The 16460-nt window shown below is 28.4% G+C and carries 15 protein-coding genes; 9 read left to right on the top strand and 6 right to left on the bottom strand.

What is annotated here, in order from left to right:
* The first annotated feature begins 11 nt into the window (after positions 1 to 11).
* Positions 12 to 575 carry an ActR/PrrA/RegA family redox response regulator transcription factor gene (locus tag ACTTAX_RS04735; RefSeq protein WP_075506503.1) on the top strand — a complete coding sequence of 188 codons (564 nt, stop codon included), beginning with the start codon at positions 12 to 14 and terminating at the stop codon, positions 573 to 575.
* Here the strand turns inward: ACTTAX_RS04735 and ACTTAX_RS04730 are convergent.
* The gene (locus tag ACTTAX_RS04730) at positions 568 to 1119 is read right to left on the bottom strand and encodes a biotin transporter BioY (RefSeq protein ID WP_440693268.1); all 552 of its coding nucleotides are present in this window, start codon (positions 1117 to 1119) and stop codon (positions 568 to 570) included. The two genes, ACTTAX_RS04735 and ACTTAX_RS04730, sit on opposite strands and share 8 nt — an antisense overlap.
* 111 nt (positions 1120 to 1230) lie before the next feature.
* Here ACTTAX_RS04730 and polA point away from each other — a divergent pair, with 111 nt between their 5' ends.
* Genes polA through ACTTAX_RS04695 form a run of 7 tightly spaced genes read left to right on the top strand, consistent with a single transcriptional unit; the run spans position 1231 to position 9721 of the window.
* A complete protein-coding gene (polA, locus tag ACTTAX_RS04725) occupies positions 1231 to 4005 on the top strand; it encodes a DNA polymerase I (RefSeq protein WP_440693266.1) in 2775 nt (924 codons plus the stop codon).
* Between the two features lie 55 nt (positions 4006 to 4060).
* On the top strand, positions 4061 to 4768 hold the full coding sequence (locus tag ACTTAX_RS04720) for a response regulator transcription factor (RefSeq protein WP_440677645.1): 708 nt from the start codon (positions 4061 to 4063) through the stop codon (positions 4766 to 4768).
* Positions 4768 to 6309, top strand: a complete 1542-nt coding sequence (locus tag ACTTAX_RS04715; RefSeq protein ID WP_440693264.1) for a sensor histidine kinase — start codon at positions 4768 to 4770, stop codon at positions 6307 to 6309. The genes ACTTAX_RS04720 and ACTTAX_RS04715 overlap by 1 nt, the downstream gene beginning before the upstream one ends.
* Positions 6310 to 6351: 42 nt before the next feature.
* On the top strand, positions 6352 to 7638 hold the full coding sequence (ahcY, locus tag ACTTAX_RS04710; protein ID WP_440693263.1) for an adenosylhomocysteinase: 1287 nt from the start codon (positions 6352 to 6354) through the stop codon (positions 7636 to 7638).
* Complete coding sequence (gene tsaE, locus ACTTAX_RS04705; RefSeq protein WP_440693262.1) at positions 7622 to 8074, top strand: tRNA (adenosine(37)-N6)-threonylcarbamoyltransferase complex ATPase subunit type 1 TsaE; 453 nt, start codon at positions 7622 to 7624, stop codon at positions 8072 to 8074. Before ahcY ends, tsaE begins: the two co-directional genes overlap by 17 nt.
* Positions 8075 to 8086: 12 nt before the next feature.
* Positions 8087 to 9028, top strand: coding sequence for a phosphotransferase (locus tag ACTTAX_RS04700; RefSeq protein ID WP_440693260.1), 942 nt, complete (start codon positions 8087 to 8089; stop codon positions 9026 to 9028).
* Positions 9029 to 9031: 3 nt separating this feature from the next.
* Entirely contained in the window at positions 9032 to 9721 is a 690-nt protein-coding gene (locus ACTTAX_RS04695; protein WP_440693259.1) for a sugar phosphate nucleotidyltransferase, read from the top strand.
* Here ACTTAX_RS04695 and ACTTAX_RS04690 read toward each other — a convergent pair.
* A complete protein-coding gene (locus ACTTAX_RS04690) occupies positions 9699 to 10409 on the bottom strand; it encodes a 2,3-bisphosphoglycerate-dependent phosphoglycerate mutase (protein ID WP_440693257.1) in 711 nt (236 codons plus the stop codon). The two genes, ACTTAX_RS04695 and ACTTAX_RS04690, sit on opposite strands and share 23 nt — an antisense overlap.
* A gap of 44 nt (positions 10410 to 10453) precedes the next feature.
* Here ACTTAX_RS04690 and ACTTAX_RS04685 point away from each other — a divergent pair, with 44 nt between their 5' ends.
* Positions 10454 to 11065 (top strand): transglycosylase SLT domain-containing protein, encoded by a 612-nt coding sequence (locus ACTTAX_RS04685; protein ID WP_440693255.1) that lies wholly within the window; start codon positions 10454 to 10456, stop codon positions 11063 to 11065.
* On the opposite strand, the gene ACTTAX_RS04680 is transcribed toward ACTTAX_RS04685, so the two are convergent.
* The 4 genes from ACTTAX_RS04680 to msrA are packed head-to-tail and all read right to left on the bottom strand — an operon-like array spanning position 11062 to position 16445.
* The gene (locus tag ACTTAX_RS04680) at positions 11062 to 14184 is read right to left on the bottom strand and encodes an efflux RND transporter permease subunit (RefSeq protein WP_440693253.1); all 3123 of its coding nucleotides are present in this window, start codon (positions 14182 to 14184) and stop codon (positions 11062 to 11064) included. The two genes, ACTTAX_RS04685 and ACTTAX_RS04680, sit on opposite strands and share 4 nt — an antisense overlap.
* A 4-nt stretch (positions 14185 to 14188) precedes the next feature.
* Positions 14189 to 15184, bottom strand: a complete 996-nt coding sequence (locus ACTTAX_RS04675; protein WP_440693252.1) for an efflux RND transporter periplasmic adaptor subunit — start codon at positions 15182 to 15184, stop codon at positions 14189 to 14191.
* Positions 15185 to 15187: 3 nt separating this feature from the next.
* Positions 15188 to 16000 carry a rhodanese-like domain-containing protein gene (locus tag ACTTAX_RS04670; RefSeq protein ID WP_440693251.1) on the bottom strand — a complete coding sequence of 271 codons (813 nt, stop codon included), beginning with the start codon at positions 15998 to 16000 and terminating at the stop codon, positions 15188 to 15190.
* A gap of 1 nt (position 16001) precedes the next feature.
* Positions 16002 to 16445: a peptide-methionine (S)-S-oxide reductase MsrA gene (gene msrA, locus ACTTAX_RS04665; RefSeq protein ID WP_440693249.1), complete on the bottom strand. Its 444-nt coding sequence runs from the start codon at positions 16443 to 16445 to the stop codon at positions 16002 to 16004.
* Between the last annotated feature and the right edge of the window lie 15 nt (positions 16446 to 16460).

The following is a 16460-nucleotide window of genomic DNA, read 5'->3' as shown; positions in this document are numbered from 1 at the left end:
ATATGTGGATCATGAAAAACGAAGCCAAATTACAAAATTTAAGTGATTTTGAAAATAAATCCCTTCTAATTGCAGATGACGATAATCCTTTTAGAGAAAGACTTGCAAGAGCAATGGAAAAAAAGGGCTTTGAAGTTTTTCAAGCTGAGAGTGTAAAAAAAGGTATTGAGTCTGTTAAAAGTAAAAAACCAGGTTTTGCAGTCGTAGACTTAAGACTTGGAGACGGTAATGGTCTTGAGGTTGTTAAGGAAATTCAATCTTCAAATAATGATAGCCGAATTATAATGCTAACTGGTTATGGAAATATTCCCACAGCAGTTGCAGCAATTAAAGAAGGTGCAATTGATTACTTAGCAAAACCAGCAGATGCAGAAGATGTAGAAAAAGCATTGTTGGCAGATCCAGCTAAAAAAGCAGCACCACCAGAAAATCCAATGTCAGCTGATAGAGTTAAATGGGAACATATACATAGAGTATTTGAATTATGTAATAGGAATGTTTCCGAAACAGCTCGAAGATTGAAGATGCATAGAAGAACTCTTCAAAGAATTCTATCTAAAAGATCTCCTAGATAATATTTCTAATTTTAATTATTTGTTTAGTAACTAAAGCTAAAATAATAATTTTAAATAATTCTGCTAATAAAAAAGGTTTTGCACCTAGTGAGAATATTGGTTTATCCCAACCAATCAAAGTACCTAGCCATATTAAACCCAAGATATAAATCGTAGAGGTTGCAATAACTAATTTAGTTAAAATATTTATTAAACTATCTTTTGTATTAATTTTTGATGCTAAATAACAAGCAGTTAAAAAACCAATTAAATATCCCATCGTTGGACCAGTAAAATAGACTATACCAACTCCTTTTTCTGGGGAGTTTGAAAATACTGGTAATCCTGCAATACCCTCTAACAAATACAAACCTACAGAAGCTAAACCAATTTTATAACCTAAGCTTACACCTAAGAATAACACAATAAATGTCTGCATTGTCATTGGAACTGGATAAAATGGAATCTTAATTTTTGCAGAAATAGTTAAAGCAATTGAACCTAGAATTACTGCTAATAGAGATTTTATGATTTTTGTTTGTGTTAAGTTTTTTGTAAGTTCCATATTAAAATAATACTCAAAATATAAAAAATAATCTAGCTATATTAGCCTTAAGATTTAATTTTATTTTTTTATATACAGAAATTGTTAGCAATGTAATATTTGTTAATCCTCATGAATAAAATACAAAAAACAGATCATTTTTATTTAATTGATGGCTCTGGTTATATTTTTAGAGCTTATTATGCCTTACCACCATTAACTAGAAAAAGTGATGGGCTACCTACAGGTGCTGTTAGTGGATTTTGTAGCATGTTGTTTAAATTATTAGAGGATTCAAAATCTGATCAAAATTTACAAAAACCAACTCATTTTGCAGTAATTTTTGACTCAGCCAGAAAGACCTTTAGAAATGAAATTTATAGTGATTATAAAGCAAATCGATCTGAAGCCCCTGATGATTTGGCACCTCAATTTGAATATATTAGAAAATCAGTTTTAGCATTTAATTTACCTTCTGTGGATTTACCAAACTATGAAGCTGACGATCTAATAGCCACATATGTTGATCAAATTCTTAAAAAAGGAGCTAAAGTTACAATCGTTTCATCTGACAAAGATTTAATGCAGCTTTATAGAAAAGGCGTTCGAATTTTTGATCCCATGAAAAATAAATTTATCACAGAGGACGATGTGATTAAAAAGTTTGGTGTTGATGCTTCAAAAGTTATAGATGTTCAATCTTTAGCAGGCGATAGTAGTGACAACGTACCTGGTGTTCCAGGAATAGGAGTGAAAACAGCCGCAGAATTAATTAATAAGTATGGCACTCTAGAAAAATTATTAGACTCTGCCCATGAGATTAAACAGAACAAAAGAAGAGAAACTTTAATAGAGAATAAAGATAAAGCTTTAATTAGTAAAAAACTTGTGACTCTAGACAACAAGTCTCCAGTAAATAAAAACTTAACAGAATTTAAACTCAAAGAGGTTGATAAAGATAAACTGTATAAATTTTTAAGAGAAATGGAATTTAATAGATTATTAAGTTCTGCAATTTCAGCTTATGGTGAACCAAAGTTATCTGGATCTGAAAATAATTTAAAATCTACTGAAAAACAAAAACCAATAAATAATAAAGACTATCATTTAATTACAGATATTGATGAAATTGATGAGTGGATAGAAGAAGCAGAGGAAGCGGGGGAAGTTGCTGTCGATACAGAGACAAGTTCGTTAGACCCTCATCAGGCTGATTTAGTTGGAATTTCACTTTGTTCAAAAATTGGAAAAGCTTGTTATATCCCAGTTGGTCATAAATCTCAGGATTCTTTAAATAAAGATAGTGTTATCAATAAATTAAAAAATTTATTAGAGGATCCAAGTGTTAAAAAAATTGGTCAAAATATTAAATTTGATTTTATAGTTTTTTATAAACTCGGCATTTCACTTTCATCAATGGAAGATACCATGCTTATGTCCTATGTTTTGGATGCTGGAAAGAACAGACATAATATGGACACCCTTTCGGATATCCATCTTGGACATAAAACAATTTCATTTAAAGAAATTGTTGGTACTGGCAAAAAAGAAATAAATTTTAGTGAAGTAGAATTAGAAACAGCAAAAAATTACGCAGCAGAAGATGCAGACGTTACCTTCAGGTTATATAAAAAATTTATCAAAAGTTTAAAATCTGAAAAATTATTTAATATCTATGAGATTTTTGAAAAACCACTAATTAAAATACTTGCATTTATGGAAATCGAAGGTGTTGAAGTAGATAGTAAATTTTTAAATTCTCTTTCTTCTAAATTTGATAAGAAAATTAAAAAAATTGAAAAAGAAGTTTTCAAGATTTCAAAGAAAGAATTTAACATTGCTTCACCTAAACAATTAGGAGAAATTATTTATAATGATCTTAAGATTGCAGGGACAAAAAAAACAAAAAAGGGAAGTTTTGCAACAAGTGCAAGTGTTTTAGAAGATTTAGCCTTCAAAGGTCATAAATTTCCAAAATTAGTATTAGATTGGAGACAGGTTTCAAAATTAAAAAATACTTACTCTGACGCTTTGCCAGAGCATATTAATCCAAATACAAAAAGGGTTCACACATCTTTTTTATTGGCAGCAACAACAACAGGCAGATTAGCTTCAAGTGATCCAAATTTGCAAAATATTCCAATTAAATCTGAAGATGGAAAAGATATAAGAAAAGCGTTTAAGGCTAAAAAAGATCATCTATTAATATCCGCAGATTACAATCAAATTGAGATGAGAATTTTAGCAGATCTTGCAGATGTTAAAGAGCTTAAAAAAGCTTTTAAAAATAACGAGGATATTCACTCATTAACTGCTAGCCAAATATTTAACATTGATATCAAAAAGGTAAATCAAGACCACCGAAGAAAAGCCAAGGCAATAAACTTTGGAATAATTTACGGAATTTCTCAGTATGGTTTAGCCAAACAAATAAATGTTTCTAATTATGAAGCAGAAGAATTTCTTAATGCCTATTTTGCTAAATTTCCTGAAATTAAAGTTTATATGGATAGCACTATTAAGTTTTGTAGAAAAAGTGGCTATGTGAACAATATATTTGGAAGAAGATCTCATTTTAACGGAATAAATGACAAAAATTTTAATGTTAGAAATTTTCAAGAGAGAGCAGCAATTAATGCTCCAATTCAAGGGTCAGCATCTGAAGTTATGAGATTAGCAATGATCAGATTAGACAAAAAATTAAATGAAGAAAAACATTTGAAATCAAAAATACTTCTTCAAATACACGATGAGCTTATTTTTGAAGTCCCAAAAAAAGAGGAAAAGGCAATGGTCAAGTTAATACAGAATGAGATGACCGGTGTTACTCAAAGTGATTATCATTCGTTTTCTACCCCTTTAACAGTTGATGTAAATGTTGGTGATAATTGGGGAATGCTTCATTAACTATATTCAATTGCCTAATTTAGAACAATTTAATATTTTTATATTTAAAATAAAAATGCAAAAACAAACTATAGCTCTAATTGACGATGATAGAAATATATTAACCAGTCTGAGTATTGCTTTAGAAAAAGAGGGTTTCAAAGTTCAGACTTATATTGATGGAGAGAGTGCATTAATTGGTCTTACTAGAATGCCACCTGATTTAGCAGTCATTGATATTAAAATGCCAAAAATGGACGGCGAAGAATTACTTAAAAAATTAAGAAAAAAAACTTCTCTGCCAGTAATATTTTTAACATCCAAGGATGATGAAATTGATGAGTTACTTGGATTAAAATTAGGTGCAGATGATTTTGTTAAAAAATCTGGTGGATTTTCAATTAAAGTTTTAATTGAAAGAATAAGAGTTCAACTAAGAAAAAAAGACTCAAATAATTCATTAGAGGAAAATAAAAGCTTAATATCACATGGTAGATTAAAACTTGATCCATCTCAGCTTGAGTGTGAGTGGAATGGCAAACAATTGCCAGATAAATTAACAACTACTGAATTTTTGATTGTCAAAGAATTGGCAAAAAGGCCTGGGATCATCAAAGAAAGAGCTCAACTAATGGACATTGCTTACAGAGAAGATACAGATATTGAAGACAGAACTATTGATAGTCACGTCAAAAGAATAAGAAAAAAATTCAAAAAAGTAGATCCTGATTTTTCAGCTATTGAAACTAGATATGGTAGTGGATATAGATGGAATGTTAGCTGATGTTTAGTAAATACTTAAAGACACTTTCTATTCTTAAAAAATTTCTATTTATAAACTTTGTAATATTTACAATTATTGGTTTATTTACACTTATTTATCTTACTAATATTGAACCAAGTTTATTAAAAAAAAAATCTGAAGATCATATTAATATTATTAATAATACTACTGATAATATTAAAAGATTGAATATAAAATTTCAGGAAAATGATATTAGAAAATTTTTATTTTCTACAAGATTTATTTTTCAAAATTTAGACAGAGTCATTTTCTTTGACAATAAATTAAAATTAATTGGCGATACTGATACTTTAGATCTTGATCCACGATCTTTTTCAACACGATTAGATAAAATTGAATTTGAAAGTTTGAGTGAAGAAGTCAATGAAGACAAAAGTAAAGAAAATAATTCTTCTCAAAATAATGAAACAAAGGGTTCATTTAAAGATTTGTTAGAAAGGTATAATAATTCAGATAACTATGGAAATTATTATACTTTTACAGAAGATAATTTAAATCAATTTAAAGTTACAACAGTTAAAAATGTAAAAAGTGATGAAAATAATTTAGGTTTTATAGTTATCTCAGAGAACGCCAATGAGATTAAGACAGCTATAGATGAGAGAAGAGCATTTGTAATTAGAACAGCTATATCAGTTGGTTTTGTAATTTTAATTTTTTCTTTTGTACTTAGCAGATATTTTATTAAACCAATTCAAAACCTAGTTGGGTACACAATCAAAGTAAAAGAAAAAAACCCTGGCAAAACAGGAATTGAAAATTTGAAGAATAGAAATGATGAATTAGGATTATTATCAAATTCAATGGAGGATATGACCAATGAATTGCAAAAACGAATTTCTCATGCAGAAAATTTCTCAACAGATTTAGTTCATGAAATAAGAAATCCACTAGCATCTTTAAAAAGTGCATCAGAAATTTTAAAAGATACAAAAGATATAAATCAAAGAACTAAGCTTTTAGATATTCTTACTCATGACGTGCAAAGAATTGAAAGATTAATTACAGATTATTCACAAATGTTGAAAGATGAAGTTGCTCTTAGTAAAGAGCAAATGAAAAAATTAGATATACAACCAATTATCCAATCTGTTGTTGATGATTATAACAACATTTATAAATTCAAGAAAAATATAAGTATAAACTACAAAAATGATGGAAAGTCAGAGTATCTAATTAATGGAATAGAAAATAGGATTGAACAAATCGTTGCTAATTTATTGGATAATTCTATTTCATTTAGTGAGGATGGAGGTGAGGTAATTGTGTATGTCTCAAATGGATTAGAAAAAAAAGTTATAGTTAAAATTTTAGATGAAGGACAAGGATTTAAAGAGAAAGATACTTCAAAAATTTTTAACCGTTTTTACAGTAATAGACCAGAAAATTTTGGTGAGCATTCAGGATTAGGTTTAAATATTGTAAAAAATTTAGTTGATCTTCATGATGGAAAAATTGAGGCATCTAATAGGCTAGATAAGCAAGGAGCATTGATAGAAATACAATTTCCTAGTTTATAATCTTTAGTTGATAAAATAGAACTTAACTGTATAAAGCTCGCTATGGATGATTTTAAAGTAAAAGATATTTCCCAAGCTGAATTTGGAAGAAAAGAAATTTCTATCGCAGAAAGCGAAATGCCAGGTTTAATGGCATTAAGAGAAGAGTATTCAAAAGAAAAACCTTTAAAAGGTGCTAGAATTATTGGATGTCTTCATATGACTATTCAAACAGCAGTCCTAATTGAGACATTGGTAGATCTTGGAGCAGAAGTAAGATGGTCATCTTGTAATATATTTTCTACACAAGACCATGCAGCAGCAGCAATAGCAAAAGCTGGAATTCCTGTTTATGCCTGGAAGGGTGAAACAGAAGAAGAGTACTTATGGTGTATTAAACAAACAATAGTTGGAAAACCTGATTGGAAACCCAACATGTTATTAGATGATGGGGGAGATTTAACTGCCATCATGCACAATGAATACAAAGATTTAATGAAAGATATAAAAGGTGTTTCAGAGGAGACTACAACTGGAATTAAAGCGTTAAATAAAATGGAGAAAGACAATTCTCTATTAGTTCCTGCAATAAACGTTAATGACTCTGTAACTAAATCTAAATTTGATAACCTATATGGATGTAGAGAAAGTTTAGTTGACGGTATCAGAAGAGCTACTGATGTTATGATGTCGGGTAAAATTGCAATAGTTGCTGGTTTTGGCGACGTGGGAAAAGGAAGTGCTGCATCTTTAAGACAAAGTGGTGCTAGAGTTCTTGTTACAGAAGCAGATCCTATATGTGCACTTCAGGCAGCTATGGAAGGTTATGAAGTAGTTTTAATGGAAGAAGCTATTAGTAGAGCAGACATAGTTGTTACAGCAACTGGAAATAAAGATATTGTTACTGCTGATCACATGAGAGATATGAAGGATAGAGCAATCTTATGTAATATTGGACACTTTGATAATGAAATTCAAGTTGAAGCATTGAAAAATTATAAATGGACAGAAGTTAAACCCCAAGTACACGAAATCGAATTACCGAGTGGAAAAAGAATCATTCTTTTAGCTGAGGGAAGATTAGTTAATTTAGGTTGTGCAACTGGACACCCAAGTTTCGTAATGAGCGCATCTTTTACCAATCAAGTAATTGCTCAAATAGAACTTTGGCATAACTATAAAAATTATGAAAATAAAGTTTATGTTTTACCCAAGCACTTAGATGAGAAAGTAGCAACATTACATTTGAAAAAAGTTGGTGCTAAATTAACAAAATTATCAAAAGAACAAGCAGATTACATAAGTGTTGGAACAGAAGGCCCATTCAAACCAGATGCCTATCGCTATTAAAAATAGCAAGATCGATATAAGTTCAGAAGAAACAACAAAAGTTTTAGCAGAAAGTTTTAAAAATTTTTTGCAAGGTGGAGAAATTATATTTTTATACGGTGAAATGGGTGTGGGCAAAACTACATTTATAAAATATTTGATTAATGAATTTCAAAAAAGTTCAGATTTTCCAATTACAGAAGTTTCAAGTCCAACATTTAATTTATTAAATGAATATCAAGTAGGTCCCAAGAAGATAAAACATTACGATTTATTTAGGATTAAAAATAAAAGAGACACTAATGATCTAAACATATTTGAAAAAGATAATAATTTAATTACTTTTGTTGAGTGGCCAGAGTTAGTTAAAGACATTCAGGAAAAAGTTATTGAATTAAGATTTAACTACGAAAATGAGCTAAATAATAGAAGTGTTGAAATCGCAGGCATTGATTAAAAATATACTAGAATGAAAAATTCAAAAGATTTACAAAAAATTAAAGGAGATGCATCAATACGAACATTTTACAGAAGCAAAAAACGTAATTCAATTTTTGTTTATGCAAAAAAAGAAAAAAATAAACATTTGTTAGCTTATGATTCAGTTAATCAAATTTTAAGGAAACATAAAATTTTAGCACCTAATCTAATTAGTCATAAATATGAAAAAAATTTTATTGAAATTGAAGATTTTGGAGACATCTCACTGTTTAAAGTTTTAAAAGATAAAAAAAATAAGAAATATTTATTTTTTAAAAAAATTATTAATATACTTAATAAATTACAAAGTATAAAAACTAAAAAGATAAAAAATTTTTTAAATCAAAATTACAAACTTGAATTATATAAAAATAAAATTTTATATAATGAAGCAAAACTATTTAGTGACTGGTATGTTGAAAAAAAATTAAATAAAAATAAATCTTTATTCAAAAAAAAATTTAAAAACGAGATAAAGAAATTATTATCTAAACTTAATAATAAAAACGTTACTTTTGTACATAGGGATTTTCATGTTTCAAATTTAATGTATTTTAAAAATCAAATTGGTTTAATTGACAATCAAGACGCTCTTATTGGAAATAAAGCTTATGATTTAGCATCATTGATAGATGATGTTAGATTCAAAACTAATAACAGATTAAAAAAAAAGATTTTTGATTATTATATAAAAACCAATAAAAAAATTAACTTAATTAAATTTAAACAAGACTTTGAAATACTGTCAGTTCTAAGAAATTTAAAAATCATTGGTATTTTCACAAGGCTTGCTTATAGAGAAAATAAAAAAAAATATATTCAATTAATCCCTTATGCATGGGAAATGATAGATTACAGATTAAAACAGAATAAGATTTTTAAGGATTTAAAATTATTATTAAAAAATAATTTTCCAGAGTTTATCAATTAAATTATGAAAATAAATACAGCGTTAATATTATGTGCGGGATATGGAAAAAGATTAAACCCAATAACATTAGATACACCCAAACCATTGTTAGAGTTACATAATGTAACAATGTTAGAAAAATGCATCCAATTGATTAAAAGTTTGGGAATCAAGAAAATTTTAATAAATTCATTTTATTTAAGAGATCATTTTCCAAAATTTTTTAAAGATAAAAATTTTGATATTGATATTGAAATTATAGAAGATGGAAAAGAAATTCTAGATACTGGGGGTGGTATATTAAATTTGATTAAGCATTCTAATGAAGATGATTTTATAGTTTTTAATCCTGATACTATTTGGACAAAAGAGTATTTTGGTGAAATTAATAAAATGGAAGAGTTCTATTTTAGTGAAAAATTAAAAAATATTCTTTTATTGGTAAACAAAAATTTAAGTTTTGATAAAAATTTAAAGGGTGATTTCAATTTAGAAAATAATCTTATTACTAAGGAATTAGATAAAAATTATATTTACATCGGCTGTCAGATATTAAGTAAAGAATTGTTTAAAAATGAAACGAATGAAAAGTTTTCAATTTCTAACATTTGGAACAAATTGATTGATACCAAAGATTTACATGGATATGAAAGCAAACAAAATTTTTATCATTTAACTAATTTGGAAATCTTCAAAAAACTAAAAGATCTTTAGCTCTGTCAGAGTCTAAATATTTAGCACTTAAAACTTTTTTATCTCCATTTACTTCAATAAGTAAAGGATTGCCTGTTGGTATTTCTAATTTTGAAATTACATCATTATCCAAATTAAATAAGTACTTACAAAGAGCTCTAATTGAATTTCCATGTGCAGATATTAAAATATTTTTATCATTTATGATTTCAATTTTCTTTTTGTAAAAATCTATTACTCTTTCATAAGTGTCTTTTAGAGACTCTGTACTAGGTATTTTATCTTCAGGAATATTTTTATAAATTTCTATATTACATGGATGATATGGATTTTGTTTATCTAGAGGATCAGGTCTTAAATCCCAAGACCTTCTAAACTGATGTACCTTATCTTCCCCCAATTTTACCTTCATTTCGTCTTTGTTAAGACCGGTAAGTGCACCATAATGTCTTTCGTTTAATTCCCATGCCTCTCTAGGAACTTTATTGTCCTTTAATTCTCCTTGAATTATTTTTAATGTATTTTTGGCTCTTAATTGAACAGATGAGAAATAAAGATCTATTGTTAGGTTGTTTATATTAATTAATTCACCTGCTTTTTTTGCTTCAGATTTGCCATTTTCTGTCAAATCAATATCTACCCATCCTGTGAATTTTTTTTCTAAATTCCAAACACTTTGACCATGTCTTACTAAAACTAAATAACTCATGTTTAATCTTTTAAATTAATTTGATAAATAAAACTACTAGATTAATGAAATATTTTTTTCAAAAATATAAAAATTTTTTTCTGTTATTTAATTTTATTTTACTTTCTGCTTGCTCATCAATTCCATCTAATACCGCAGATGGTTGCTCAATATTTAATGAAAGATACCTTTGGTATAAGCATGCTAAAAAAGCAGAAGCAAAGTGGGGTACACCTGTGTATTTACAATTAGCTATAATAAAGATGGAATCTAGCTTTGATAGGTTGGCAAAACCTCCAAGACAAAAAATATTTAAAGTTATACCTTACAAAAGACCTTCTAGTTCTTTTGGATACTCGCAAGCAGTCAAAGGTACTTGGAAACAATATAAAGAAGAAACAGGAAATAAATTTGCAACAAGAACAAGATTTAAAGACAGCGTTGATTTTATTGGCTGGTATACAAACAAAACTGAGAAAATTTTAAAAGTTTCAAAGAAAGATGCGTTTAGACAATATGTTGCATACCATGAGGGGTGGGGGAATTACAAAAATTATAAAAAAAATAACAAGGTTATTAAGTTAGCCAAAAGAGTAGAAAAACAGTCTAATATTTATAAAAAACAATTATCAGATTGTAAAAATAAATTAACTACAAGTAAGTATATTGTTTTTTAATTTAATTGTTTTTTTAGCTCTATATCTACGGCATCAATCCGCTTAGTATTTTTTGCTAATGCTAAATACATTGTAGGGGTTACATATAGAGTGAAGAATGTTGAAATAATCATTCCACCTAAAATGGTTGCGCCAACTGCTAATCTTGATCCCTCTCCAGCACCAGGACCTATATTTCCAACAACCAAAGGTATCATTGCAATCATGGTACTTAATGATGTCATTATGATAGGTCTAATTCTTAGTTTACAAGCTCTCAATACTGCTTCTTGAATTTTAACACCTTCTGTTCTTATTTGATTAGCATAATCGACTATTAAAATACTATTCTTAGTAGAAATACCAATAAGAATGATTAAGGCAATTTGTGAAAATATATTTACTGAACTATTTAAGAATAAAATAAATACTAGACCACCAAATACGGCTAAAGGAACTGTCAAAATAATTATGAAAGGGTGTATAAAAGAATTGAATGTTGCTGCCATTACCAGATAAGCAGTCAATAAAGCTAAAGCAAAAATTAAATATATTTCATTTGTAGTTTCTTTTAGTTCTTCTGATTTTCCTTTCCAAGTAATTTGGTTCTGAGGTGCAACTTTTAACATTACATCTTCTAAATATTTAACAGCTTCAGTTAGAGTGTAATTTTCTGATAGTGCAGCTGAAATTGTAACTGCTCTTTGTCGATTATATCTTGGTAATACTTCAGCAGTTCCTTTTTCCTCAAATTCTACAAGACTTGCGACAGAAACCAATTTTCCTGTAGTTTCTGATCTTACAAATATTTTTGATAGACCGTCTTGATCACGTCTATCAGCCAAGTATTGCTGTAAAATAATTGGATATTCTCTACCTTCCTTACTAAATGAAGTAACTCTTTTTCCACCATATAGTGTTTCAAGAGTTCTTCCAATATTCTCAGTAGATACTCCTAAGTCTTTAGCTCTATTTTTGTTAGTAATTAATTTTACTTCAGGTTTGTTTTTCGTGTAATCACTCTCAATTCTAGACATGTTTCTATTTTTTCTTAATTCTCTAAGAACATTATTTTGTATTTCCTCTAACTCCTCATAACTTGAACCATAAATAACCATTTGAACTGGTTTATTGTAACTCGAAACTCTTATTCCTTGTGGAGATATTGGAAATGCAAAAGTTTCTGGAACAGAAACCACTTGTCCAATAGCCTCTCTTAATACAGTTTGACTATTTTTTTCTCTATTTTCCCATTCATCAAGCAAAGCAATAATAATGAACGAGTTATAAGATGTTGCGGATCTTCCAAAGCCAGGAACTCTCATGATTAGTCTTTGATATGGGCTATCTTCTGCTTGTAACAGTTTTAGTATTCTACCTTCTATTATTTGAGCTTTTTCTTGAGTGTACTCAAATGAACTACCCTCATCTGTTGATCCTATAATTAAATAAGACCCTCTATCTTCTATAGGTAGTAACTCTTTTTTTGAAAAATTAAATAGATATGCAGATGTTAAAATAATAAAAATAATAAATATTGAAATTGTTTTCTGCTTATTTATCCAATATTTAAGTGAATCAATATAAAACCCAGTAAAAGATTTAAATGAATTATTAAATTTTTTAACTAAGAAATTAATTTTTTCTTTTTTATTTAAAAATTTACTTCCCAGCATAGGTGAAAGAGTTAGTGCAACAAATGATGATACAATAATTGAAAATGATAATGCAATTGCGGTCTCTTTAAATAATGTCCCAGATATTCCTTTTATGAAAATCAGCGGCAAGAATACTGCAACTAAAATTAAAGTTGTTGCAATGATAGCAAAGGTAATTTGTTTTGAACCTTTATAGGCAGCAACTAATGGTGTTTCACCATTTTCTATTCTTATATAAATAGCATCAGTCATAATGACTGAGTCGTCAGTAATTATTCCTATTGCTAGAATAAAACTTAATAATACAAAAATATTTATAGATAGATCAAAAATATATAATCCAAGAAATGAACCAATTAAACTTACAGGCAAAGCTACTGCAGGTACAATAACTGCTTTAAGATTACCAAGAAAAAGATAAATGATTAAAACTACCAAAACAAAAGCAATAATTAAACTTTTGTAAACTTCTTCGATTGCAGCACCAATGTATGTTGCTCTATTAAATGCTATTTCTAAATTTAGTCCATCTGGGAGCGATTTATTTAATTCTTTTATTTTAGCTTTAATTTGATTTGATAACTCTACTGTTGAAGCACCGCTTTTAGCATATATACCAATACCTACAGTTTTTAAGTTAAGTGCATTTTTACTTTGTGCTTTGAATAAAGTTTTCTCTGAAACAGGTCCAAATTCTATATTTGCAACATCAGAAAGTATGACTACTTTGTCTTTATTTTTTCTAAGAGGAAGTTGTTTTATGGTATCTATATTTGAATAAGACTTATCTATATTTAAAGTTAAATCTTTATTATTTGCTTCTAATGTACCAGCAGGAATATTAAGATTTTCATTTCTTAAAGCTCTCTCAACCTCTTGAATTGTAAGGTTATTGGCTGCTAATTTAATAGGGTCTATCCAAACTCTAACACTAAGCTCTCTCAGTCCACCAACTAAGATCCTTCCAACATTTGGAACACTTGAAAAAGCATCTATTAGATACCTTTCAGCATAATCTCCAAGATCAAGATCATCCCATGTAGGTGATGTGAGAGCTACCCACATAGTAGTTGTGAAACCTGCTGCTTGTTTTAGAATTTGGGGTGGATTAGACTCGCTAGGTAAATTATCAACAACACGAGCAACTCTTTCTCTAATATCATTCGCTGCATCGTCTAAATCAATATCTGTATTAAATTGTATGTTAATTCTACTTCTTCCATTTAAAGAACTAGAGTCTATGTTTTTGATACCTTCTGCACCACCTATTACATCTTCAAGTTTTTGAGTTATTTCTTCATCAACAATCTCCGCTGACGCTGATTTATAATCTGTTTGAACTTGAACTACTGGAGGCTGTATTCCATCTGGAAGTTCTCGAACTGGTAGCTCCGCAAAAACAAATATTCCAAAAATAATTAGAATTAAAGACATTACCCAAGCAACAACAGGTCGTTTAATACTAACTTCGGTTATATACATTTAATTATTTTTTTTCTTTTTCAGATTTTTTAAAAATATTTTTTAACCAATCAAATTTACCTTTTTTTTCTTCAGCTTTTTTAGATTCCTTTTTTTTACCCCAACCAGAATTTCCTTGTTTTTTCTTTGCACCTTTTTCTATAGGTCTGATGGTTAAATTTGGCCTTACTTTTTTTGTGCCCTCAGCAACAATTTTATCTCCTTTATTTAATCCATCTAAAATTTCTACAAATCCTAAATATCTATCACCAATAGTCACATTTGTTTTCATTACTTTATTTTTCTCATCCACTTTATAAATAAATATATTTTCACCCTCGACTATTGTGCTTGTATCAGGTGCACTTAAACCATCTCTAACATTGTATTTAATTGAAATTTCCAAAAATGAACCTGGTAATATTTCTCCAGATTTATTATCCATCTTTATTCTTGTAGCTAATGATCTTGTGTCTTCACTTATTCTGCTTGCAAAAGAATCAACTTTACCTTTGTAAATTTTATTTTTGTATCCAGAAAATTTTATATCAACTGGTAAACCAACTTTTATAAATGGTACAAAAATTTCTGGTATATCTACATCACAATATAGCGAGCTAGTATCTTCTAAATTAATTAATAAAGAAGATTTTGATACTTCTAAATCTTCAGAAAATTCTCTTTTTCCAATAACTCCATCAAACTGAGCAATAATTTTTCTATTCTTAAGATTAGCAACAACATCGCCTTTTTTAACTTTTTTATTAAAATCTATCGGCTTTAATATCTCATACTTTTCAACCTTAAATGACTGAGTTTTAACTGGTGCTGCTGTTCCGTATGTACTTATAATATTTTCAAAAGTTCTCTCTTGTGTTGTGGTTACTATTATTCCAGGAGGAGGTCTTTTACTAAATTTTTTCTTAAAATGATTTCCAATCATTGTTCTGCCAATAATCACTATGGCAATAATTAAAAAGAAGATGACGATTATACTCGTGATTTTAGTTGATGTTTTCATAATTTAAATTCTTCCATATTCTGACCAAGATCCGTCATAAATGGTTGGGAGATATTTAGTATTAACTAAAGAATATGCAAGCGCTAAAACACATGCAGTAACACCAGATCCGCAAGAAAAAATTAAATTTTCCTCAAAATTTTTTGATATTTCTTGAAATAATTTATTTAAATCCTCTTTGTTTTTAAAAGTCTTATTTTCATTTATTACCTCTACAAAAGGTAAACATACCGAATTTGGAATAGAACCACTTCTTACATTTTTTCTTGGATCTGGAGCTTTACCTTCAAATCTTTCTCTGCTTCGCGCATCTACTACTTTGAATTCTTTTTTAGAAATATTTTGATCAATTAAGACTTTATTTTTTACGAGTTTAGATAATTCATTACCTTCATAGTTAGATTTATTTAAATTTGTTGAAATATTTGAGGTCTTTTTATTTTCACTTTTCCATTTTTTAAAACCACCATCAAGGACACTTACTAATTTTGGATCATGACCAAAATAAATAAAATTATACCAACCCCTGCATGAACTTATAACATTTGAATTATCATAAATTACAATTTGATCATCATTTGAAATTCCTAAGTCTGAAATTATTTCATTCCAAGCCACTAAGCTTGGAAGCATATGAGGAAGGTCTGTGTTTTGTTTTGAATTTTTATCTAAATCAAAAAAAATAGCATTTGGGATATGTTCTTTATCAAATTCATCTTGAGCATTTCTATTTTCAGCAGGCATATGCCAAGAACAATCAATTATCTTCACTTTGTCGAGATTTTTCTCTAGCCAATCTGTATCAACCAATGACATACTATCTTTTTTCTAGATACTTTTGGTGATACTCTTCTGCTGTACAATAGTTTTTAGTTAATGAAATTTTTGTTACTACTTTGCCAGATAGTTTAATATTTTCTTTTTCTACCATCTTTTGTGCAATAGTTTTTTGATCATCGTTTGTATAAAAAATTTCACTTCTATACTGAGTTCCAAAGTCAGGACCTTGAGAATTTAATGTAGTGGGGTCATGAAATTTAAAAAAATGTTCAAGAATATTTTCGTAAGAAATTATATTTGGATCAAATTCTAACTTAACTACTTCAGCATGATTGGTTGTACCAGAACAAACTTCTTTATAATTTGTTTTGTCAGAGTTACCTCCACAATATCCTACTTCTGTCTTTGCAACACCATCAAGTTTGTTGAACTTTATTTCTGGTCCCCAAAAACATCCTAAACCTAAAATTGCTATTTCCATTGATAAATACCTTAA

The sequence above is a fragment of the Candidatus Pelagibacter sp. HIMB1695 genome (genome assembly GCF_052047655.1).
Taxonomy (GTDB): Bacteria; Pseudomonadota; Alphaproteobacteria; order Pelagibacterales; family Pelagibacteraceae; genus Pelagibacter.
The sequence above is the reverse complement of the archived record's forward strand: the minus strand, read 5'-3'. Positions and strand labels throughout refer to the sequence as shown.